This is a genomic window from Solirubrobacter soli DSM 22325, from assembly GCF_000423665.1.
Lineage (GTDB): Bacteria > Actinomycetota > Thermoleophilia > Solirubrobacterales > Solirubrobacteraceae > Solirubrobacter > Solirubrobacter soli.
Window position 1 is genome coordinate 76144 of the sequence record NZ_KE384073.1, and the last position, 21309, is coordinate 97452.

The window sequence follows — 21309 nt, forward strand, 5'->3', positions numbered from 1 at the left end:
GCTCCCTCGCCGGCCGGGCTGATCGTTTCTCGCGGCCGGCTGCTCGCTCCCTCGCCGGCCGGGCTGATCGTTTCTCGCGGCCGGCCGCTCGCTCCTCACCGGCCGGGCTGATCGTTTCTCGCGGCCGGCCGCTCGCTCCTCACCGGCCGGGTTCATTGTTTCTCGCGGCCAGGCTGATCGTTCTCCCGGCCGGCTGATCGCTTCTCTCGGCGCGGCTGAGCGGGTGCGGCAACTGAGTCCCGCCTGGCGGGACTCACCGACCTCACCCCCGCCAACACGCCAACCCGACCGCGCGAACACGATCGATTCCCACGGCACTGACCGTCGCTTCGATCAGACCGACCACCTCCGCCGGTGCGCGGCCCGCGCCCGACCCACGGCCACGTCGCGCCGTCGCCGGACGCCCTGTGACCGTGCTGCGTGGCGTGGCGTGGCGTGGCGCCGCGCCGGCCGCGCCGCCCGGGTCGTGCCGCGCCGCCCGCCCCTCGCCGTGCCGCGCCGAGCGCGCCGCGCCTTGCCGGCCGCGCCGCCGGGGTCGTGCCGCGCCGCCCGGGTCGTGCCGCGCCGAGCGCGCCGCCGCGCCGCCCGGGTTCGTGCCGCGCCGCCGCGCCGCCCCTCGCCGTGCCGCGCCGAGCGCGCCGCGCCTTGCGGGCCGCGCCGCCCGGGTCGCCCCGGCGCCGCCCCGCCGCCCCTCGCCATGCCGCGCCGTGCAGCGCCGCGCCGGCAGCGCCGACCACCCTGATGTGCCACCTCATCGGCCGGCTGGTCCCGCGTCGTGGCGCCCGTGCCCTTCGGCGCGGCCGTGCGGGTCGCCTCGGCCTCGCGCCTCTTCCCGCGTGGCGCCTCGCCGGCCTGCGGCGGGCCCGGCTCTTCAGCCGCCTTCGTCGCCGCCGCCCTGCTTGGCGGCCTTGCGGGCCTTCTTGAGCAGGTCGCGGACGGTGCCGTTCTGGTTGTCGAAGCGGGCGAGGCGCGCCTCGAGGACCTGGGCGGCCTCGGCGGGGCGGCCGGCGGCGACGAGCGCGGCGCCGTAGTCGTACATCGCGTACGCGCAGGGGTCGACCTGGCTGCTGTCGCCGCACGCGTCGACCGCGGCCTTGAGGTTGGTCAGCGCGCCCTGGATGTCGCCGGCGAGGAGGGCGGTGTGGCCCTTGGCCTGGAGCTCCGACGGGTTTCCCGAGGGCGCCGCGGGCGTGGGCGTCGCGGTCGCGGTCGGGGTCGGCTCGGGCGACGTGGTCTCGGTGGGCGTCGGCGTCTCGGTCGGCGCGGGGGTCGCCGTCTTCGTCGGCGCCGGCGTCTTGGTGCGCTCCGGCTTCGCGGTCTTGGTCGCGGTCGCCGTCGGTGTGTCCTCGGCGCGCGGCGTGTCGCCGCCACCGCCGCCGCGGTTCGCCAACGCGATCGCCGCGATCACGGCCAGCACCGCGACCGCGGCCAGCGCTGCGAGCAGCGGCGCCGGCGAACGCCGGCGCCCGCGTTCGGGCGCGGCCGAGCGCCCGCTCGCGCCGTTGCGCCCGCCGCCGCCGGCAGCGAGCGCGCGCCGCCGAGTCGCCCGGTCGCCGCCGCGCCCGTCGTCGCCGGCGCCATCGCGCCGTGCGCCGCGCCCGTCGGCCCACGCGTCGTCGCCGGCGCCATCGCGCCGTCCGCCGCGCCCGTCGGCCCGCACGTCGTCGGCGGCGCCATCGCGCCGTCCGCCGCGCCCGTCGGCCGACGCATCGCGGCCGGCGCCACCGCGCCGCGCGTCGCGATCCTCGGCCCACGCGTCATCGCGGCGCCCTCCCGCCCCGCCACCCGGGGCGTCGTACTCGTCCGTCGGCGGCGACTCCTGCCGCGAGCGCCGCGACGCGGCCTCGTCCGCCGCCCACGCCCCGCCCGCTCCGGCCGCGGCCCCACCCGCGGCGGCAGCGCCCTTGCCGCGGCGCCCGCCGAGCAGGCGCGTCGGCTTCGTCTCCTCACGCGGCGAGGCGAGCGTGCGCTCGAGCGCGTCGACGAACGCCTCGGCGCTCTCCCACCGGTCGGCCGGGTCCTTTGCGAGTCCTTTCTCCAACGCGGCGTCAACCGCCTGGGACAGCGGGACGACCGCTCGCGTGGAAGCGGGCGGGACCGGATCCTCGACGTGGGCGCGTGCCTGGGCGGCGAAGTGCTCGGCTTCGAAGGGCCGGGTGCCGGTCAGCAGTTCGTAGGCGACGACGGCGAGCGCGTAGCGGTCGGAGGCGGGGGTCGCGGCCTCGCCCATCGCCTGCTCGGGCGAGAGATACGCGGCGGTGCCCAGCACCTGGCCCGTCGCCGTCAACTGGTCCTCCCAGGCCAGCCGGGCGATGCCGAAATCGGCGACCGCGAGCCGGTCGCGGCCGTCCAGCAACAGGTTCCCCGGCTTGATGTCGCGGTGGACGACGCCGGCGGCGTGGGCGGCGTCCAACGCGGCAGCGGCCTCGCGCAGCCAGCGCAACGCGTGAGCGTGCGGCACATCCTCACGACTCTTAAGACGATCGCCCAACGTGCCGCCCCGCATGATCTCCATCACCATGAAGACGCGGCCGGAATGCTCGCCGACGTCGTAGATCGTGACCACGTTCGGGTGCGAGGAGAGGCCCGCGGCGGCGCGCGCCTCACGCTGGAAACGGCGCCGCGCACGCGAATCCTCGCCCAAATGCGAAGCCAGCAGTTTGACCGCGACATCGCGGTCGAGAAGCTCGTCGTGCGCCTCCCACACACTGGCCATCCCGCCGTTGGCGAGATGCCTGACCACGCGGTAGCGGTCGGGCAGGGAGATGCGATCCGGACTGACCGGCGGCATCGCACACACGGTACCCGCCGGTGCGGCTCCTATACTCTCCGCTCCGATGGCTCGAATCTGTCACTCCTGCGGCAAGCGACCGGCTTTTGGCCAGAGCCGCTCCCACTCCATGGTCGCGACCAAGCGTCGCTTCGACGTCAACGTCCAGAAGGTCCGGATCGTTGAGGCCGGTGCGCCGAAGCGCGTCTACGTCTGCACGCGCTGTCTCAAGGCGGGCAAAGTCACCAAGGCGTAGCAGGCGGCCGCGGGGCAGCGTTGGCCGACCCGAGTCTCCTCCGGTTCCGCCTCGTCATCGAGGCGGCTCTCGCGCAGCTGGAGTCGCGGCGCGAAGAGGTCAATGACCTCAATGTCTTCCCGGTCGCCGACGGCGACACGGGCGACAACATGGCGCTCACATTGCGCGCCGTGCTGATCGAGCTCGACAATCTCTCCACGCAGGGGGACATCGACGAGATCGGCCGCGACCAGATCGTCGACTCCGTCGCTCGCGCGGCGCTGCTCGGCGCGCGCGGCAACTCCGGCGTCATCCTCAGCCAGCTGATCCGCGGCGCGGCGGAGGAGCTGATCAGCCGCCCCGGCGAGCTGGTCGACCCCGTGCTGGTCGCCGCCGCCATGGCGCGCGCCGCCGACCGCGCGTACGGCTCCGTCCGCGACCCCGCCGAGGGCACGATCCTCACGGTCGTGAGGGAGATGGCCGCCCGCGCGGCGTCCGAGATCGCCCACATGGCGGAGCCCCGTCTGCAGCACCGCGTCGACGACGCGACGCAGAACGAGATGCTCGCCTACGTGCTCGAGCACGCGCTCGACGCGGGCCAGGCGTCCGTCAAGCGCGGCCCCGAGCTGCTGCCGATCCTGCGCGACGCGGGCGTCGTGGACGCCGGCGGCTACGGCCTGACGATCATCTTCGCGGGCGTGATCGCGGCGCTGCGCGGCAACGAGCCGCCACCGCTGGAGCACTACTCGCCGGCCCGCATCACGCAGCCCCAGCACAACTCGAGCACCTACCGCTACTGCACGAACTTCGCCGTCACGGGGGAGAACCTCGAGGCGGGACCGTGGATCGCGCGGCTCGAGCGCCTCGGCGACTCCGTCCTGGTGGTCGGCGACGCCCACACGCTGAAGATCCACGTCCACACGGACGAGCCGGAGCGCGCGACGGGGCTCTTCGACGGCGTCGGCTCGGTCTCGCGCCTCGACGTCGCCGACATGCACGAGCAGGTCGAGCAGCGCACCCAGCGCGTGCGCGAGGTGCTCGACACCTGCGGCGTGCTCGCGGTCGTCAACGGCGACGGGATGGCCGCGCTGTTCGAGGGCATGGGCGCCCGCGTGCTCGACGGCGGCGCGACGCTGAACCCCTCGACCTACGAGCTGCTCGCCGGCATCCACGAGGTGCCCGCCGAGGAGGTCGTCGTCCTGCCCAACTCGCCGAACGTCCGCATGGCCGCCGAGCGCGCCGCGGAGCTCAGCGAGAAGCGCGTCCGCGTCGTTCCCACCCGCTCGATGGCCGCCGGCCTGGCCGCCGCCGTCGCGCTGGACGCGACCGCCGACGCCGCGACCAACGCCGCCGCGATGGAGGAGACGCTGCAGCGGGTCCGTACCGGCGGCGTCACCGAGGCCGCCCGCGACGACACCAAGGGCCGCTTCCGCCGCGGCGACAGCGTCGGCTTCATCGACGAGGAGCTCGTCGCCTGGGGCGAGCCGGGGGAGACGCTGGAAGTCGTCCTCGGCGAGCTCGGCCGCGAAGCCGAGCTCCTCACCGTCATCGAAGGCGACGGCGCCCCCCTGGAGCGCGACATCGTCGCCGGCCTGGCACCCACCGGCGCCGAGCTCGAGCTCGAACGCGGCGGCCAGCCGTCCTGGTGGTGGCTGGTCAGCGCCGAGTGAACCTAAAGGGGCCTGACCCCTTTAGGTTCTGTTCCGCGGGTCGCTACCCGGCACAGCGGGGCACCACCACGACAGGGCACGCTGCGCGGCGGACGAGTTTCCGCAGCACACCTCCCAGCAGCACGCGGCGCACGGGCCCGTAGCCGCGCGAGCCGCAGACCAGCAGGTCGATCTCGTGCTCGTCGAGGGCTGCGAGCGCCTCGACGGTGTCGCCCTCGAGCAGCTCCTCGGTGGCCGAGACGCCGTCGGGCAGCCCAGCGTGCGCTTTGTCGAGCGCCTCGCGGGCGCCCTCGCGGACGGTCGCCAGGAACGCGTCCTCGCCGTCACGCCCGATCACCGGCAGCACCACCTCGGCGCCGCGCGCGACCACGGTGTACAGCGTCAAGGAAGCTCCCGTACGCGCCGCCAGCGCGCCCGCGACGGAGGCCGCCTCGTGACCCTCCGGCGTGTCGATGAACGCGACGCCGATCCGCTCGACCGGAGCATCGACCGCACGGTCGCGGAACCCGCGCGGCGCGACCGCCACCGGGCAGATCGCGCCGTGCAGCAGCCGGTCGCCGGTCGAGCCGGGGGAGATGCGCCGCCGCGCGCCGTGGCGCTCGGAGCCGACCACGATCATCGAGGCGCCGCGCGCCTCGGCGATGTCGTCGAGCCCGTGCGCCGCCGAGCCTGAGCCCGTGACGCGGTACTCGGCGGTGACGCCCATCGCCTCCAGCGCCCGCCGCGCGCCCTGGCTGACCTCGTCCGCGTGCTCGCGCATCGCCGCGACCCACTCGGCGTCGACGCGCCCGATCGTCCCGACCGGGTTCTCCTGCGGATAGACCGTCACGACCAACAGGTCCTCGCCGGTCGCCCGCGCCACGCGGGCGCCGAGGACGGCCGCGTCCTCGCCGGAGTCCGACCCGTCGTGGCCGACGACGATGGTCACGTCTGCTCACCGCCCCGGTTGGCCAGCTGCAGCCGCGAGTGCTTGCGCCCGTAGAAGTAGTAGACGGCCAGGCCGATGATGAGCCAGACGACGAACCGGATCCACGTCTCACCCGGCAGCTTGTAGACGAGGTAGAGGATCAGCAGGCAGCCGATGATCGGGAAGATCGGCACGAGTGGCGCGCGGAACGGCCGCTCCATCTCTGGGTGCGTGCTGCGCAGGATGATCACGCCGATGTTGACCAGGAAGAACGCGAACAGCGTGCCGATGTTGACCAGCTTGACGATCTCGTTCAGCGGCGCCCACGCGGCCAGGAACGCGATCAGTCCGCCCATGATCAGCGTCAGATAGACGGGCGTGCCGGTGCGCGGGTTGACCTTCGCCAGCTTGCGCGGCATCAGGCCGTCGCGCGCCATCGCGAAGAAGATGCGGGTCTGGCCGTAGAAGACCGTGACCATCACCGACGTGATCGCGATCAGCGCGCCGAAGGCCAGCAGCGACGCGGCCCAGCTGATGCCGGCGCCCTTGTCGAGCACGTCGGCCAGCGGGGCGTCGGACTTCGCCAACGTCGCAGCGTCGAGCGAGCCGACGGCCGCGACCGACACGAGCACGTAGATCGCCGTGCAGATCACCAGCGAGCCGACGATCGCGATCGGGAGGTCGCGTTTCGGGTGTTTTGCCTCCTCCGCGCCGGTCGAGACGGCGTCGAAGCCGATGTAGGCGAAGAAGATGATCGACGCGGCGCTGACGATGCCGTCGGCGCCGTGCGGCGCGAACGGCTTCAGGTCGTCCGCGTTGAACGCGGCGACGAAGGCGACGACGACGAAGAACGCGAGGATCAGGAGCTTGATGCCGACCATCACGATGTTGACCTTGGCGGTCTCACGCACGCCTCGCGAGAGCAGGAACATCACCGCGAGCACGATGAACACGGCGGGCAGGTTGAGGATGCCGCCGTCCTCTCGCGCCGTGGATATCTTCGTGGGCAGGTCGTAGTTGAACGCGTTGGACAGGAACGAGTTGAGGTTGCCGCCCCAGCCGACGGCGACCGCCGCCACCGACACGCCGTACTCGAGGATCAGGTCCCAGCCGATGATCCAGGCGACGAGCTCGCCCAGCGTCGCGTAGGCGTACGTGTACGCGCTGCCCGAGACCGGGATCGACGACGACAGCTCCGCGTACGACAGCGCGGAGAACACGCAGGTGACGCCCGCCAGGATGAACGAGAGGATCACGGCCGGGCCGGCCTTGCCGATGCCCTCGCCGATCACCACGAAGATGCCGGTGCCGATGACCGCGCCGATGCCCAGCGCCGTCAGGTCGAGCGCACCGACCGCACGCTTGAGGCCGCCCTCCTCGTCACCCGTCTGCGTCTCGCGGATCAGATGGTCGTGATCCTTGATCGCCCACGGCCCCGTCAACGTATTGCGACCCCCGGCCATGCCCTACCTCCCCTTAGGTCTTCTTTACAAACCTTAAACCACGTGGCGGTTGTCACGTGTTCTGGCGCGCCTGCGCTCTCGATCCGCGCCACCGGTCAGAATCAGCCCCCGTGAGGCCGACGGAGTTCGCCAGCCGGGACCCGCTGCCCGACCGGGCGGCGTTCGCTCCCCGGTACCCGAAACCGTCGCGGCTCGATCTCGACGTGGCGTTCCCGGGAGAGAAGGCCGAGAAGGCCGCGGAGAAGCTCGGCATCGAGACCGTGGGCGAGTTGCTGGACCACATCCCGCGGGACCGCCGCGCCGCGCGGCTGATCGGTGAGCTCGCGATGGACGAGGTCGCGACCGTGGTCGTCCAGGTCCTCTCGATCACGTCGCGGCCGGTCCGCCGCCGCGGCATGAAGCCGCTCGTCTCCGCCCGCGTCTCCGACGAGTCCGGGACGATGACGGTCACGTTCTTCAATCAGCCGTGGCTGGAGCGCCGCTACCGCCCCGGCACCCGCCTCCTGCTGACCGGCAAGTACCAGGGCCACCGCGGCTTCCGGGTCAACGAGCACGCCGAGACCGGGGAGGTCGCGGCGGTGGGGGAGGACATGGCCACCTACCCGGCGTCGGAAGGGCTGAGCTCGGTGCAGATCGCGGCGCTCGTCCACGAGCACCGCGCGACGATGCGCGACGTGCTGGAGCCGCTGCCCGCGCGGATCCGCGCGCTCGAGCGGCTCCCGGACCGCGCCGCGGCGCTCGACGCCGCCCACTTCGGCGACCAGGAGGGCGGCCGGAGACGGCTCGCCTTCGACGAGCTCCTGCTGCTCCAGATCGCGCTCCTGCGCCGCCGCGCCCGCCGCCGTGAAGGCGCTCACGCAGACCCGCTGGCGCCCCCGGGCGAGCTGACCACCCGCTGGCTGCGCGACTCGCTCCCATTCACGCCCACGGGCGACCAGCGCAAGGCGATGGACGCGATCGACGCCGACGTCGCGCTCCAGCGCCCGATGCAGCGGCTGCTGATGGGCGAGGTCGGCTCGGGCAAGACCGTCGTCGCGCTCTACGCGATGCTGCGTGCGGTCGAGTCCGGCGCCCAGGCCGCGCTGATGGCGCCGACGGAGACCCTCGCCGAACAACACTTCGCGACGCTGCAGAAGCTGATGCCGGGGGAGCTCGTGCAGGCCGCGCTGCTGACCGGCTCGACCCCCGCCGGCCGCCGCGCCGACCTGCTCGGCAAGCTGGCGTCCGGCGAGCTGAAGCTGCTGGTCGGCACGCACGCGCTGATCGAGGATCCGGTCGAGTTCGACCGCCTGGCCGTCGCGGTGGTCGACGAGCAACACCGCTTCGGCGTCAACCAGCGCCGCGCGCTGGACCGCAAGGCGCCCGCCGGCCTGGCGCCGCACATCCTGCACATGACCGCGACGCCGATCCCGCGCACGCTCGCGCTGACCGCCTACGGCGACCTCGACGTCACCGTCCTGCGCGAGCTCCCCGCCGGTCGCCAACCGATCGTCACCCACGTCGCGGCCACCGACCACGAGCGAGCGCGCGCCTACGAGCGCATCCGCGAGGAGCTCGACGCCGGCCGCCAGGCCTTCGTCGTGTGCCCGCTGGTCGAGGAGTCCGAGGCGCTGCAGGCCAAGGCCGCCACCGCCGAGTTCGAGCGGCTCAAGGGCGGCGAGCTCAAGGACTACCGGGTCGTGCTGATGCACGGCCAGATGCGGCCGAAGGCCAAGCAGGAGGCGATGCAGGAGTTCGCCGCGGGCGGCGCTGACGTGCTCGTCGCCACGACCGTGATCGAGGTCGGGATCGACGTCCCCAACGCGACCGTGATGCTGGTCGAGGACGCCGAGCGCTACGGGATCTCCCAGCTGCACCAGCTGCGCGGGCGGATCGGCCGCGGCCGGTTCGAGTCGCTCTGCCTGCTGTTCGGCCCGAAGGACTCGCGGCGCCTGCGCGCCCTGGCCGACTACACCGACGGCTTCCGCCTCGCCGAGATCGACCTCGAGCTGCGCGGCGAGGGCGAGATGCTCGGCGTCCGCCAGTCCGGCATGCAGGCGTTCAAGTTCGCCCGCCTGCCGGAGGACGTCGAGCTGCTCGAGCGCGCCCGTCGCTGGGCCCGCCAGATCCTCGACGAGGACCCGGAGCTCGAAGAGCACCCGCTGATCGAGGACGCGATCGCCCGCGTCTACGGCGACGCGAGAGTCGCGGCCTGAATCTGAGGCGGGACACCTCTCCGCCCCACCCCGATCATCCGACGTTGAGGCGGCGGGACCTTGACGGTGCGTCGAACCGTATTGCGGGCATGCGCAGCCTCCTCGTCGCGCTCATCATGGGCGCGCTCCTCGCCACGGGCGCGATGGCGCTCGCCTCAGGCCCGCCTCCGGTCGACCGCGGCTACCCGCCGCCGGGCGTGACCACGATCGGGTTCGCCGCGGCGGGGGTGAAGGCGACCGACCGCGACAGCGAGGCCACGATCCGCCGCGCGGTCGCGGCCGCCGAGGCCAGGGCGCGCCCGAAGGCGTTCGCCGACGCGCGCCGCAAGGCGCAGGAGCTCGGGGCGATCGCCGGGATGCGCCTCGGCGCGGTCTGGTCGGTCGACGTCGACCCGAACCTGCCCTACTACGGCTCGGGCATCAGCCAGGGGACCTTCGGCATCAACCGCTTCTGCGGCACGATCAACCGCCGCGGCCACCGCCGCCACGCCTGCAACGCCCCCGACGTCGTCAACGTGTACCTCACGGTGACGTTCGCCCAAGCGTCTTAGGTCAGGGCCTCCAAAGGCGACGGCTCGCCGCGCGCCCGCCGGCGCGAGCCCGCGACGATCTCCGCGGCGATCACCGCGACCATGATCGCCACGATCAACAATCCGAGCGCGAGGGCGGAGATCGCCGTGCCGATCAAGCCCGCGAGCAGGCACGCGACCGCGCCGGCCAGGCGCTTGCGCGAGAGCGTGCCCGCCATCCGCAGCCGGAAGAGCACGAGCGCGAACAGGTAGATGGCCGGCCCGGCGACGATCGCGAGGACCTCGGGACCGTGCAGCACCTCGCCCGGGTGCGCGATCACGAGCTCGTCGCCGACCGCGGAGACGATGATCCCCGCGACCATCAGCACGTGCAGGTACGTGTAGCCGTCGCGCGCCATCTGCACGCGGTTCCCGGAGAGCTCCAGGCGCCGCTGCGCGACCGCCGCGGCGGCGTTGAAGTACACCCACCACATCGTCGCCGTCCCCAGGAACGCGACCGCGAACGCGGCCAGGCGCTCGGCGTCGAGGTCCTCCTTGGACGCCGTCGCGCCGGTGACGACGATCGACTCGCCGAGCGCGAGGATGATGAACAGCTGGAAGCGCTCGGCGAAGTGGCCGACCTCGATCTCCCAGGCGGAGGGCGCGACGCGCTTCGCGCCCGGCACCCAGAACGTGCACAGCGGCCCGCCGTAGTCGATCGCCAGCGCGATCAGCCAGAGGATCGTGCGCCCCGGCCCGTCGATCAGCCCGCCCGCGATCCAGAACGGCGCCGCGATCAGGAACCACGTCAGGATCCGCCCCGAGCGGGCGCGCTCGATCGTCCCCGGCGCCGCCGCGGCGAACGTCAGGAAGGTGTGCCGGCCGACCTGGATCGCCACGTACGCGCCCGCGAACAGCAGCGCGCGGTCGCCGAACGCCTCCGGGATCGCCACCGCCATCAGGAACGACGCCAGCATCAACCCGATCAGCAGCAGGCGGACCACGATCGCCTCCGGGTCGAGCTCGTTCGTGACCCAGGTCGTGTAGTTCCACGACCACCAGACCACGAGCAGCACCAGGGCGGCCTGCCCCGCGCCCTGCCAGGTCAGGTGCTCGAGCAGATAGTGGGAGACCTGCGTGATGGCGAAGACGAAGACGAGGTCATAAAAGAGCTCGAGCGTCGTCGTCTTCTGCTCGGACCCGTCGTGGGTGCGCTGATAGCGGCTCATCGAAATGAGAGCGTGACATTTGGCGAGGACGCCGTGTCACGAGAGCATGGCCCTACTGAAGACCGCCCTCGCGGGCGGCGCGCTCGTCGCCGCCCTGCTCGCCCCGTCAGCCGCCTCCGCAGCCTCCTCCAAGGGCTGCGACGGCGGCGGCTTCACGCTGCGCCTCGCCGACGGCTCGACCGTCAAGCCCGACTTCCGCGGCTCGATCGCGGCCGCCAAGCTGCCCGCCGGCACGCGCGTGCAGGCCGTCGGCAAGTACGTGACCTTCGCCATCGACCCGGCGAGCTTCGCCGTCTACGACTACGCCTTCACCGGCGCCCCGAACCCGCTCGACCAGACCGGCGGGCGCGGGATCGTCCTCTACGCATCGAAGGTCCCGGACCACCGCGGCCTGACGCTGACCGACGCGGCGTCGATCCGCCTCGACAAGGAGAACCTCGAGCTCAGCCGCACCGGCATCGGCCTGAGCATGAAGCTGCAGGCCAAGGACTGCGCCAACGGCGGCCTCTTCCAGATGGAGCCCGAGCGCGCCGACGGCACCACCACCCGCTTCACCCACACGCTCGGCCCGGACGTCTTCTACTTCGACAACCCGAACTTCCGCGCCCGCGAGGGCGACGTCGTCCCGTACAAGGACACGACCGCGACCGTCACGGCCCGCATCAACATCGGCACGGACCTGACGTCCAAGCTCGTCGCCCGCGACAGCCCGCAGGTCGCCACCCGCGTGACGCAAGGCTGCGTCAACAGCATTCCCGCGCCGCGACGTCCGGGCGGGTTCCAGACGGTCGACCACTGCGGCGGCGTGTCGGTGTGGGACGTCGCCTCCGGCGGCCGCATGGGCGGCGTGACGGGGGAGGACGCGACCGAGGTCGCTCCGCCCGCCACCACCTGCACGACGGACTGCCAGGCGCAGAACCAGGTGCGCGGCCAGGCCGTCGTCCTCGGCGCGCCGTTCCCGGTCCCCGCGGCCAACCGCCTCAACCCGCGCTTCCCCGCCTAGAAACAGGTCCGAGCATGGCGCCGGTAGGTTTCCGGCGCCGTGCAGCTCACTCTTGACCATCTGATCCTCCGCGCCGCCGACCCGCAGGCCACGCTGGCCGAGCTCGCCGACCGCCTCGGCGCGCCTGTCCTGGCCGAGGTCGAGGAGGTCGCGGGCCTCGCGAGCGGCATCCTGCGGGCGGGCGCGCTCGATCTCGAGGTGCTGCGCGTGGGCGGGACGCCGCCCGCGCCGGTCTGCGGGTACGGGCTCGGGTTCACGGCCGACGCGCCGCTGGCCGAGGTGAGCGCGGACCTGCGCCGACGCGGCTATCCGACCTCGGTTCCGGCGCGGGCGACCGCCGACGGGCGCACCTGGCGCGCCCTCCAGGTGCAGGGTCTGCTTCCGGACCCGTTCCCCGTGCCGGCGACGATCCGCAAGCCCGGCCTGATCGATCGCGTGAGCGGGGCCGCCGCCGGCCTGCTGACCAGGGTGCCGCCGCTGGCCAAGGCCGCCACCCGCAACGCCGGGCGGACGATGGCCGTCGTCACCGAGTACGAGTTCGACGCCGACGCCTGGCGCACCGCCGCCGGCCACGGTCCCGAGCCGCTCGCGATCGAGGTCGGGACCGCCGGCTACGACTGGTCCAAGCTCCCGCTCGCGCCCAGCCCGCTCGAGCTGCGCGCCAACGGCGCCGCCGGCATCACCCGCATCGTCTTCGAGGGCGACGGCGAGTCGTTCACGCTGGGCGACGTCGAGTTCGACTTCAGCTCGGCGGCGTGATGGCCAGTTTGGAGTCCTCACCCCGCCGCAGCGCGGCGACGTGGTCCGCCAGGTTCGTCATGCCCGCCAGCGAGTCGCCGCCCTGGAGCGCGCGCAGCACCGCGGCTTCGACGCGCTCGATCTCGGCCGCGCGCTCCAGGCAGGCCTCCAACTGTGCCCGCGGCGCGATGACGATGCCGTCGTCGTCGGCGAGCACGAGGTCGCCCGGGTTCACCCGCACGCCACCGCACTCGACCGCCCCGCCGACCCGCGGCGCGACGTCCGAGCGGCCGGCCATCGGCACGGTGCCGCGCGCCCACAGCGCCAGGTCCGGCGGGAGGCCGGAGCGGTCGCGCACGTAGCCGTCGACCACGATCCCGCCCAGCCCGCGGCGCCACGCCCACGTGGCGAGCAGCTCCCCCAGCGCGGCGAGCGGCGCCCCGCCGGCCTGGATCACGAGGACGTCGCCCGGGGCGGCCTCGCCGATCGCGTACAGGACGGACAGGAACTCGCCCGCCGCGACCACCGTGTACGCGGGCCCGAAGAGCTTGCGCGAGTACGTCAGCGGCCGCAGCGCCGGGTCGACGATCGGCAGGGACTTGTCGACGTCGCAGAGCGTGCTGACCGGCACGGCGGCAAGGGGATCCATGGGCGCCCACCTTAAAGGGGCCTGACCCCTTTAGGTTGGTTGCGATGCGGATCATCGCCGGCAGCTACGGAGGCCGAGTCCTCAAGGCCCCGAAGGGCGACAGCACCCGCCCGACGTCGGACCGGGTGCGCGAGGCGTTGTTCTCGATCCTGGGCGATCGCGTGCAGGATGCGCGGGTGCTCGACCTGTTCGCCGGCAGCGGCGCGCTCGGGCTGGAAGCGCTGTCGCGCGGCGCTCAGAGCGTCACTTTCGTGGACGACGACCGCTCCGCGATCGCGGCGATCAAGGGCAACCTGGCGACGCTGAAAGCCGAAGCGGACGTGCGCCAGACGGACGCACTGCGGTTCCTGGGAGGCGCTCTGCAATACGATCTGGTCTTCCTCGACCCCCCATACCGGCTCGCGGAGCGTCTCGCGCCGCCGCTGTCGGAGGCCCTTCCCGCCGTGCTGGCGCCCGGCGCGGTGGCCGTGGCCGAGAGCGACAGACGGGCGCCGCTGGCGCTCGACCTGCCCCTCAACGACGAACGCCGCTACGGCGACACCCTCATTCGCATCTATGGCTCCTGACCCGCGCATCGCCGTCTGTCCCGGCTCCTATGACCCGATCACGAACGGCCACATCGACATCATCTCCCGCGCTTCGGGCATGTTCGACGAGGTGATCGTCGCCGTCGTCAACGCCTCGGTGCGCAAGAGCAAGTCGCTGTTCGCCGCCGACGAGCGGATCGCGTTCATCGAGCACGCGACCGCCCATCTCGGCAACATCACCGTCAAGCCGTTCGACAAGCTCGTGGTCGACTTCGCCCGCGAACAGGGGGCCAAGGCGATCGTGAAAGGCCTGCGCGCGATCTCCGACTTCGAGTACGAGCTGGAGATGAATCAGCTCAACCGCTCGCTGGCCTCAGACGTGGAGTCCGTCTACCTGATGGCGGGTCCGCAGTACAGTTTTCTTTCTTCCAGCGGAGTCAAGGAGATCGCCACATTCGGCGGCGATGTCTCGGGGCTCGTACCGGAGGAGGTCGCCCGCCGCTTGCAGGAAGCGCTGGGGCGGTAGCGAAACGGGGAATCACCATGGACGTCCTGGTACTGATCGACAAGCTGGACGACCTCGTCCACAACGCGAAGGCTGTCCCTCTGACGGACACCGTCCGCGTGGACAAAGAGGAGATCTACGACATCCTCGACCAGATGCGCGCGACGATCCCCGAGGAGATCAAGCAGGCGCGCTGGATCGTCAAGGAGCGCCAGGAGATGCTCGCGGAGGCCAAGCGCGAGGCCGAGCGCATCGTCAAGGAAGCGCGCGAGCGCCAGGAACAGCTGGTCTCACAGCAGGAAGTGACCCGCCAGGCCGAGCGCGCGGCGGAGGACATCATCGAGGACGCCCGCGCCCGCGAGCGTGAGATCCGGCTCGGCGCCGAGGACTACGCCGACGAGATCCTCAACACCCTCGAGGTCAATCTCTCGAAGTTCATCGCCGCCGTGCAGCGCGGGCGGGAGCGGCTCCAGGGCCGCGACGAGCCGGCTGAAGTCGGATAGCGGGACTCGCGGTCATCGAGCTGGCCCGGCGCTACGGCGACCGGGTCGCCCTCGACGGCGTCTCCTTCTCCGTCGAGCCCGGCCAGATGTTCGGCTTCGTCGGCCCGAACGGGGCGGGCAAGACGACCACGATGCGGATCATCCTCGGCGTGCTCGCCGCGGACTCCGGCGAGGTCCGCTGGCGCGAGGCGCCGGTGACGCCCGCGACGAGGCGCCGGTTCGGCTACATGCCTGAGGAGCGCGGCCTGTACCCGAAGATGCGGGTGCGCGCCCAGTTGAGCTACCTGGCGGCGCTTCATGGGGTGGCGGAGCCCCAGGCCGCCGCCGACCGGTGGATCGAGCGGCTCGGGCTGACCGAGCGCGCGGACGACCGCGTCGAGGCATTGAGCCTCGGCAACCAGCAGCGGGTCCAGCTCGCGGCGGCGCTCGTCCACGAGCCCGAGCTGCTGGTGCTCGACGAGCCGTTCAGCGGTCTCGACCCCGTGGGGGTGGACGTCCTGTCGGGCGTCCTGGCCGACTATGCCGCCACGGGCGTCCCCGTCGTCTTCAGCTCGCACCAGCTCGAGCTCGTCGAACGGCTCTGCGACGCCGTGGCGATCATCAAGGACGGTCGCCTGGTCGCCTCCGGCACGGTCGACGAGCTGCGCGGCCCCGGCCACAAGGTCGTGCGCGAGGTCATCGAGCGCCCGACGCTGGCCGAGCTCTTCCGCGAGGCCGTCAAGTGAACGAGACGGTCAAGCTCGTCGCCCGCCGCGAGCTCACCGAGCGCCTGCACGAGCGCTCGTTCCTGATCTCGACCGGGATCACGCTCGGGATCGTCGTGGTCGTGCTCCTGCTGCCGACCCTGCTCGGCTTCGGCGGGCCGAACGAGTACACCGTGTCGGCCTCCAGCCCGCAGGACCGGGCGATCGTCGAGCGCGCCACCCGCCTCGCGCCGCAGTTCGACGCCAAGGTCAAGCTCGGGGACGGCGACGTGACGGTCGAGAACGGCGTCATCCGCGCCGACGATGAGCCCGACGACAAGCTCGTCTCGATCCTCCAGGTCGCCGCGCAGACCGGCGGCCCGCCGCCGCTGCGCGTGGAGACGACCAAGCCCGTGGACCCCGACGCCGACGCCAAGGCCGGCCTCGCCTTCTTCACGATCCTGATCCTCTACGGCCAGCTGCTGACGTACGGCTTCTGGGTCGCGACCGGCGTGGTCGAGGAGAAGGCCTCGCGGGTGATCGAGATCCTGCTGGCCACGATCCGCCCGAAGGACCTGCTCGCGGGCAAGGTGCTCGGGCTCGGCGTGCTCGGCCTGGGCCAGCTGCTGATCGTCTCGTTCTTCGGGTTGGCGGTCGCGGCGGCGACCGGCGCGCTCAACGTCGACGGCGACCTGATCGGCGCGGTCGCGCTCTCGCTCGTCTGGTTCGTGCTCGGCTACGCCTTCTACGCGTCCGCCTACGCCGTCGCCGGGGCGCTCGTGCCGCGCCAGGAGGAGATCCAGAGCTCGACGACGCCGCTGACGATGCTGATCCTCGTCTCGCTGTTCATCGGCTTCGCCGTCAACGACGACCCGGACGGCACGCTCGCCCACGTCACCGCGTTCATCCCACCGGTGGCGCCGGTGACGATGCCGTCGCGGATCATCCTCGGCGCCGCGCCGGCGTGGGAGATCGCCGCGTCGGTGGCGCTGATGGTGGTCTCGACGCTCGCGCTGATCCCGTTCGCCGGCCGGGTCTACGCGGCGGTCGTCCTCCGTACGGGGACGGCGGTCAAGCTGCGCGACGCGATCCGCCTCGCCCGCTCGTAGAACACGACCGTCAACGCGGCGACGCTGAAGACGCTCAAGCGCGGCAAGGTCACGCTCGTCCACTCAGGCGCCGCGCGCAAGACCGGCGCGAGCTTCGCGCTCCCGTACACGCTCTCGCGCTGGGACTTCGCCGCGCGCGAGGGCGATGTGGCCTACTTCGCCAAGAACACGGGCCTCAAGCTCGAGCGCGGCAAGCGCTCGGTCGCGGTGGTGCACCCGCGGCTCCTGCTGGACACGCCGACGAGCGGGTACGTGACCGCGCTGATCGCCAACGAGCGGATCAAGGTCTTCACCGTCGCCGCCGCGAAGGTGACGACGACGGACACGGCGGGCCTGCAGACGATCGACGGCCTGCGTCTGAAGCTCACCCAGGCGGGGGCGAACTCCGTCAACCGCGGCCTCAAGCGCAAGGTCCTGGAGCGCTTCAGCCAGTTCGGCACGCTCGACCTCCGGCTGCTCAAGCCGCCCGCGGGCAGCGCGCCGAGCGAACCGGGACGCGGCGGCGGCTCCGACGTGCCCGGGCGCGGGACGACGCCCGGCGGCACGCTGACGGTCTCGCCCAGCCTCCTCGGCCTGCTGCCGGCCGGAACGATCTCACCGCTGCTGCCCGGGTTCTCCCAGGATCTCGACGGCGACGGCACACCCGACCTGGGCGTCGCCGCGCTGCCGCTGCAGGACGTGAGCTTCGACGCCGGCACCCGCACGGGCGCGATCAAGCTCGGCGGCGGCCTCGTGCTGACCCTGCCCGCCGGCGGCGAGGTCGCGCTCGTCGACCCCGAGGTCGTCGTCGGCGCGACCGCCTCCCAGAGCGGGTTGTTCGCCAAGGTCGACGGCGCGCGGGTCAAGATCGGCGACCTCGACACCAGCACGCTCGAGTTCGACGTCGCCGACGGCACCGTCACCGTCGACGACCTCCACGTCACCGTCGGCGGCGCGCTCACGCCGCTCCTCGGCCCGCTGGCGGGCGCGCTGCCGCCGGGGACGCCGCTGCTCTCGCTCGACCTCAGCTTCCCAGAGGCCTGAGCAGCAGCGCCAGGGCGACGCGCTCGAGCCGCGTGTACTTGAAGTTCGTGCTCGAGCGCTCGTCCGGGTCGGGCGTGTTCTCGCCGTCGTGGGTGACGAGTAGGCCGAGCGGGAAGCCCGGCAGCGGCTCGGCGACGACCTGCGCGCCGTCGGAGTGCTGGACGCCGTCGACGCTGCCGTCGTCGATCGTGAAGTCGCCGAGGAAGCGCCCGAGGCCGCCGTCGGCGTAGGCGACGAAGCGGCTGTCGCCCTGGCTGGAGACCAGCAGCACGTCGCGCACGAACGGGATCCGCCAGATCGTCAGGCCCTCGATGTCGGCGGCGACGTGCCTGCCGCCGAAGCCCGGGTCGGCGCCGGGGATGCACTCCTCGCTCTCAGGGTCGAAGGTCCCGGGGACGCCGAACTCCTTGACCTTCTCCAGCAGCGTGGGAACGCTCCTGAAGCCGGTGCGGTCGACCTTGACGACCCAGAGGCCGATGTCCTCCTGGGCGGCGAACAGCAGCCCCCGCTGGTCGTCGAACGTCATGCCCTCGACCTGCGGGCCGTCGCCCGGGTCCTCGCACGGCGACCAGCTCTGCCCGTTGGGCAGGCGGAACGCGCTCGGCAGCGTGAAGTCGTCGACGCGCTTGTAGGAGACGCGGCCGTTGCCGGCGTCGATCAGCTTGTAGAGGGCGACCGCGGTGCGGGAGCGGCGGGAGACGGCGATGTAGCCGTCGCCGTGGTCGACGTAGGCGGCGACGCCGTAGGCGGTCGCCTGGGTCTTGACCTCGTCCTGGTTGGCGGAGAAGACCAGCGGGGCGTTGGCGACGGTCACGTCGGTCAGCGGCGTGCCGGAGGTGTTGACGGCGAAGATCCGCAGCTTGTCGAGGCCGCGGTCGGAGGCCACGGCGAGGTCGCGGAGCTTGCCACCGAGCTTGACGCCGGTGATGACGTCGACGTTGTTGAAGCGCCCGGGCGCGGCCGGGATCGACTGCAGCGTGCGGCCCTTCAGGTCGTAGACGTCCAGGCCCGCGTTCTTCTTGGTCCCGATCACGAGCGAGCGGGCGCGGTCGGTCGGGTTGATCCAGACGGCGGGATCGTCGGCGTCGGCGTCGCCGCCCGCCTCGTCGTCGAACAGCGGCGCGGTCTCGAGCGTGGCCTTGACCTGCGCGTGAGCGGCCGCGGGTGCGGCCAGCATGGCGATGAACGCGAGCAGAAGCGCGAACCTGGGCATGGCGGCGACGCTACGTCCGCCCGCGTCCTCTCATGTATCCAAGTCGTATACCGGGGCCAGACCCCGGTATACGAGCGGTATGCAAGCGGGATACAGGGGTCTGATCCCTGGGTGTAAGTAGGATCGAGGGCATGTTCGGACGCGGCCGGATCAAGGACGGAGTGCGGGGTCAGGCGAAGGTGCTCGAGCTCGGGCCGACCGCCAAGGGCGCGCGCCAGACCGAGAAGCGCGACGTCGAGTACCGGTTCGTTCTCGAGCTCGACGGTCGGCGGGTCGAGCACGTCGAGCAGATGCCCGCGCTGAAGGCGCCGCTGCTCGGGGACGTGCTGCCGGTCACCGTGGGTGGCGATCGCCTGCGGATCGAGTGGGCCGAGGTGCCGGACATCGCCGACCGCGCCCGGGCCTCGGCCGCGGCGGCCCGTGACGGCGACGCGGCCGGCGCGGCCGCGGCGCTCGGCTTCACCCTGCGAGACGAGCAGTGATCGACGCGCTATTGGGGCGCATCGGGCTCTCCGCGATGCCCGAGCCGACCGTCGACGGCCTGCGTGAGCTGCACCGCGCCTATCTGGCCGCGGTCCCGTACGAGGACATCGCGGTCCAGCTGGGGGAGACCGCGCCGCTCGACGAGGCCGCGCTGATCGCGCGGGTGTGCGCCGGGGACGGGCGCGGCGGGTACTGCTTCGAGCTCAACACCGTGCTCGCCGCGCTGCTGCGCGCGTGCGGGTTCGTCGTGACCCACCACCAGGCGGTCGTGGGCGGCGAAGGGCCGACGAACCACATGGCGCTGCTCGTGCATCTGGACGGCGAGCGCTGGCTCGCGGACGCCGGGCTGGGGGAGGGCTTCGTCGAGCCGCTGCCGTTCGGCGAGGGCTCGACCACGCTCGGCCCGTTCACCTACACGCTGACCCGCGAGGAGGCGGGCACGTGGTGGGTGGGGATGCACGAGTGGACGTCGTTCCGCGGCTTCCGGATGACCGAGGAGGAGTCGGTGCTCGCCGACTTCGACCCGCACCACGAGCGGCTTGCCCTGGATCCCGAGTCGCCGTTCGTGAAGACGTTCGTGGTGCAGAGCCCGCAGCCGGGGCGGATCGTCACCGTGCGCTCCCGCACGTGGTCGGCGGTCGGCCCGGAGGCGGACTCCAAGCGCGTGCTCGAGCGCGACGAGTTCGCCGGCGTGCTGCAGTCGGAGTTCGGCGTGGTCGTCGGCGGCGAGCGGCTGGAGCGCCTGTGGACGCGCGCGGTCGCCCAGCACGAGGCGTTCCTGGCGCGCGCATGAAGGTCGCCACGCACCCCGGCAACTTCCACGCCGACGACGTCTTCGCCGTCGCGGTGCTGCAGCTCATCCACGGCGAGCTGGAGGTCGTGCGGACCCGTGACGCCGTCGACGCCGACGTCCGCGTCGACATCGGCGGGCGCAGCGACCCCGCGACCGGCGACTTCGACCACCACCAGCGCGGCGGCGCGGGCGAGCGGGCGAACGGCATCCGCTACGCGAGCTTCGGCCTGGTCTGGCGCGAGTTCGGTCCCACGCTGGCGGGCGGCGAGGACGCGGCGAACGCGATCGACGAGCGGCTCGTCCAGGGCGTCGACGCCAACGACACGGGCCAGAACATCTCGACCGCGCTGGTCGAAGGCATCCGCCCGATGACCGTCAGCGGCGTCATCGGTGCCATGAACGCCCATTGGGACGAGGAGTGGACGTCCGAGGAGGAGGACGCCCGCTTCCTCGAGGCGGTCGCGTTCGCGCGCGGGGTGCTGGAGCGCGAGCTCTCCGGCGCCAAGGCCTACCGCCGCGGCCTGGACATCGTCCGCGGCGCGATCGCCCGCGCCGAGGACCCTCGCCTGATCGAGCTCGACCGCAAGGCCCCGTGGCACGAGACCGTCGTCACCACCGCGCCCGACGCCCTCTACGTCATCTACCCGAAGTCCGACGGCTGGGGGATGCAGGCGGTCCCGAAAGCGCTCGGCGAGTTCGCCAACCGCAAGGACCTCCCCGAACCCTGGGCCGGCCACTCCGACGACGAGCTCGCGGCGATCACCGGCGTCCCGGACGCGATGTTCGCCCACACGAAGCGCTTCTACGCCTCGGCGCGCAGCCGCGAGGGCATCCTCGCGCTCGCCCGTCAGGCGCTCGACGCCTGACGCCCGCGCCCGCGCCGCGCCGGCCCGCCCTGCGCGCCGCGCCGCGCCGCCCTGCGCGTCTCGCCGCCCCGCCCTGCGCGCCGCGCCGGCCCGCCCTGCGAGACGCGCCGCCACGCCCTGCGCGTCTCGCCGCCCCGCCCTGCGCGCCGCGCCGGCCCGCCCTGCGCGCCGCGCCGGCCCGCCCTGCGCGCCCGCGCCGCCCCGCCCTGCGCGCCGCGCCGGCCCGTGCCGCGCCG

At 72.8% G+C, this 21309-nt stretch carries 20 protein-coding genes and 1 pseudogene; 15 read left to right on the top strand and 6 right to left on the bottom strand.

The window, feature by feature from the left end; all coding sequences use genetic code 11:
- Positions 1–871 precede the first annotated feature (871 nt).
- Complete coding sequence (locus G569_RS60150; RefSeq protein ID WP_053227767.1) at positions 872–2791, bottom strand: serine/threonine-protein kinase; 1920 nt, start codon at positions 2789–2791, stop codon at positions 872–874.
- A gap of 46 nt (positions 2792–2837) precedes the next feature.
- Between G569_RS60150 and rpmB the strand changes: the two genes are divergently transcribed.
- Both rpmB and G569_RS0141215 read left to right on the top strand, forming a co-directional pair.
- Positions 2838–3026, top strand: a complete 189-nt coding sequence (gene rpmB / locus G569_RS0141210) for a 50S ribosomal protein L28 (RefSeq protein ID WP_028067733.1) — start codon at positions 2838–2840, stop codon at positions 3024–3026.
- Between the two features lie 20 nt (positions 3027–3046).
- Complete coding sequence (locus G569_RS0141215) at positions 3047–4675, top strand: DAK2 domain-containing protein (protein ID WP_028067734.1); 1629 nt, start codon at positions 3047–3049, stop codon at positions 4673–4675.
- 43 nt (positions 4676–4718) lie between these two features.
- Here G569_RS0141215 and G569_RS0141220 read toward each other — a convergent pair whose 3' ends face one another.
- Positions 4719–5603 carry a universal stress protein gene (locus G569_RS0141220; protein WP_053227768.1) on the bottom strand — a complete coding sequence of 295 codons (885 nt, stop codon included), beginning with the start codon at positions 5601–5603 and terminating at the stop codon, positions 4719–4721.
- Entirely contained in the window at positions 5600–7045 is a 1446-nt protein-coding gene (locus tag G569_RS0141225) for an amino acid permease (RefSeq protein WP_037502990.1), read from the bottom strand. The genes G569_RS0141220 and G569_RS0141225 overlap by 4 nt, the downstream gene beginning before the upstream one ends.
- Before the next feature lie 110 nt (positions 7046–7155).
- On the opposite strand from G569_RS0141225, the gene recG reads away from it, so the two are divergent.
- Together recG and G569_RS0141235 are read left to right on the top strand one after the other, a co-directional pair.
- Positions 7156–9240, top strand: a complete 2085-nt coding sequence (gene recG / locus G569_RS56005; RefSeq protein WP_157592660.1) for an ATP-dependent DNA helicase RecG — start codon at positions 7156–7158, stop codon at positions 9238–9240.
- A gap of 89 nt (positions 9241–9329) precedes the next feature.
- Positions 9330–9791, top strand: a complete 462-nt coding sequence (locus tag G569_RS0141235) for an SIMPL domain-containing protein (protein WP_028067737.1) — start codon at positions 9330–9332, stop codon at positions 9789–9791.
- Here the strand turns inward: G569_RS0141235 and G569_RS0141240 are convergent.
- Complete coding sequence (locus tag G569_RS0141240; protein WP_028067738.1) at positions 9788–10978, bottom strand: low temperature requirement protein A; 1191 nt, start codon at positions 10976–10978, stop codon at positions 9788–9790. The genes G569_RS0141235 and G569_RS0141240 overlap by 4 nt on opposite strands.
- A gap of 46 nt (positions 10979–11024) precedes the next feature.
- On the opposite strand from G569_RS0141240, the gene G569_RS0141245 reads away from it, so the two are divergent.
- Both G569_RS0141245 and G569_RS0141250 read left to right on the top strand, forming a co-directional pair.
- Entirely contained in the window at positions 11025–11981 is a 957-nt protein-coding gene (locus tag G569_RS0141245; RefSeq protein ID WP_028067739.1) for a hypothetical protein, read from the top strand.
- A 39-nt stretch (positions 11982–12020) separates the two neighbouring features.
- Entirely contained in the window at positions 12021–12740 is a 720-nt protein-coding gene (locus G569_RS0141250; protein ID WP_028067740.1) for a VOC family protein, read from the top strand.
- Here the strand turns inward: G569_RS0141250 and G569_RS0141255 are convergent.
- On the bottom strand, positions 12724–13368 hold the full coding sequence (locus G569_RS0141255) for an RraA family protein (RefSeq protein WP_028067741.1): 645 nt from the start codon (positions 13366–13368) through the stop codon (positions 12724–12726). The genes G569_RS0141250 and G569_RS0141255 overlap by 17 nt on opposite strands.
- Positions 13369–13412: 44 nt before the next feature.
- Between G569_RS0141255 and rsmD the strand changes: the two genes are divergently transcribed.
- The 6 genes and pseudogenes from rsmD to G569_RS0141285 all read left to right on the top strand — a co-directional run bounded on the left by rsmD (position 13413) and on the right by G569_RS0141285 (position 17718).
- A complete protein-coding gene (gene rsmD / locus G569_RS0141260) occupies positions 13413–13934 on the top strand; it encodes a 16S rRNA (guanine(966)-N(2))-methyltransferase RsmD (RefSeq protein WP_028067742.1) in 522 nt (173 codons plus the stop codon).
- Positions 13924–14421 (top strand): pantetheine-phosphate adenylyltransferase, encoded by a 498-nt coding sequence (gene coaD / locus G569_RS0141265; RefSeq protein ID WP_028067743.1) that lies wholly within the window; start codon positions 13924–13926, stop codon positions 14419–14421. Before rsmD ends, coaD begins: the two co-directional genes overlap by 11 nt.
- Positions 14422–14438: 17 nt before the next feature.
- A complete protein-coding gene (locus G569_RS0141270) occupies positions 14439–14903 on the top strand; it encodes an ATPase (RefSeq protein ID WP_028067744.1) in 465 nt (154 codons plus the stop codon).
- Positions 14900–15571, top strand: a pseudogene (locus tag G569_RS0141275) (ABC transporter ATP-binding protein); the annotation flags it as partial. The gene G569_RS0141270 and the pseudogene G569_RS0141275, both read left to right, overlap by 4 nt.
- A 53-nt stretch (positions 15572–15624) precedes the next feature.
- Complete coding sequence (locus tag G569_RS60155) at positions 15625–16695, top strand: ABC transporter permease (RefSeq protein WP_053227771.1); 1071 nt, start codon at positions 15625–15627, stop codon at positions 16693–16695.
- Between the two features lie 147 nt (positions 16696–16842).
- Positions 16843–17718, top strand: coding sequence for a hypothetical protein (locus G569_RS0141285; protein WP_028067746.1), 876 nt, complete (start codon positions 16843–16845; stop codon positions 17716–17718).
- On the opposite strand, the gene G569_RS0141290 is transcribed toward G569_RS0141285, so the two are convergent.
- On the bottom strand, positions 17699–18931 hold the full coding sequence (locus G569_RS0141290; protein WP_028067747.1) for a phytase: 1233 nt from the start codon (positions 18929–18931) through the stop codon (positions 17699–17701). The genes G569_RS0141285 and G569_RS0141290 overlap by 20 nt on opposite strands.
- A 131-nt stretch (positions 18932–19062) precedes the next feature.
- Between G569_RS0141290 and G569_RS0141295 the strand changes: the two genes are divergently transcribed.
- The 3 genes from G569_RS0141295 to G569_RS0141305 are packed head-to-tail and all read left to right on the top strand — an operon-like array spanning position 19063 to position 21073.
- Positions 19063–19413 carry a hypothetical protein gene (locus G569_RS0141295; RefSeq protein ID WP_028067748.1) on the top strand — a complete coding sequence of 117 codons (351 nt, stop codon included), beginning with the start codon at positions 19063–19065 and terminating at the stop codon, positions 19411–19413.
- Positions 19410–20207 carry an arylamine N-acetyltransferase family protein gene (locus G569_RS56015; RefSeq protein WP_157592662.1) on the top strand — a complete coding sequence of 266 codons (798 nt, stop codon included), beginning with the start codon at positions 19410–19412 and terminating at the stop codon, positions 20205–20207. Before G569_RS0141295 ends, G569_RS56015 begins: the two co-directional genes overlap by 4 nt.
- A complete protein-coding gene (locus G569_RS0141305) occupies positions 20204–21073 on the top strand; it encodes an MYG1 family protein (protein ID WP_028067749.1) in 870 nt (289 codons plus the stop codon). The genes G569_RS56015 and G569_RS0141305 overlap by 4 nt, the downstream gene beginning before the upstream one ends.
- The last annotated feature ends 236 nt before the right edge of the window (positions 21074–21309 follow it).

Bases quoted from the DNA above. Each gene is read 5' to 3' on its own strand.
- G569_RS60150 (WP_053227767.1), bottom strand. From the start codon at position 2,791: ATGCCGCCGGTCAGTCCGGATCGCATCTCCCTGCCCGACCGCTACCGC.
- rpmB (WP_028067733.1), top strand. From the start codon at position 2,838: ATGGCTCGAATCTGTCACTCCTGCGGCAAGCGACCGGCTTTTGGCCAG.
- G569_RS0141225 (WP_037502990.1), bottom strand. From the start codon at position 7,045: ATGGCCGGGGGTCGCAATACGTTGACGGGGCCGTGGGCGATCAAGGAT.
- G569_RS0141235 (WP_028067737.1), top strand. From the start codon at position 9,330: ATGCGCAGCCTCCTCGTCGCGCTCATCATGGGCGCGCTCCTCGCCACG.
- G569_RS0141240 (WP_028067738.1), bottom strand. From the start codon at position 10,978: ATGAGCCGCTATCAGCGCACCCACGACGGGTCCGAGCAGAAGACGACG.
- G569_RS0141245 (WP_028067739.1), top strand. From the start codon at position 11,025: ATGGCCCTACTGAAGACCGCCCTCGCGGGCGGCGCGCTCGTCGCCGCC.
- G569_RS0141255 (WP_028067741.1), bottom strand. From the start codon at position 13,368: ATGGATCCCCTTGCCGCCGTGCCGGTCAGCACGCTCTGCGACGTCGAC.
- rsmD (WP_028067742.1), top strand. From the start codon at position 13,413: ATGCGGATCATCGCCGGCAGCTACGGAGGCCGAGTCCTCAAGGCCCCG.
- coaD (WP_028067743.1), top strand. From the start codon at position 13,924: ATGGCTCCTGACCCGCGCATCGCCGTCTGTCCCGGCTCCTATGACCCG.
- G569_RS0141270 (WP_028067744.1), top strand. From the start codon at position 14,439: ATGGACGTCCTGGTACTGATCGACAAGCTGGACGACCTCGTCCACAAC.
- G569_RS0141290 (WP_028067747.1), bottom strand. From the start codon at position 18,931: ATGCCCAGGTTCGCGCTTCTGCTCGCGTTCATCGCCATGCTGGCCGCA.
- G569_RS0141295 (WP_028067748.1), top strand. From the start codon at position 19,063: ATGTTCGGACGCGGCCGGATCAAGGACGGAGTGCGGGGTCAGGCGAAG.
- G569_RS0141305 (WP_028067749.1), top strand. From the start codon at position 20,204: ATGAAGGTCGCCACGCACCCCGGCAACTTCCACGCCGACGACGTCTTC.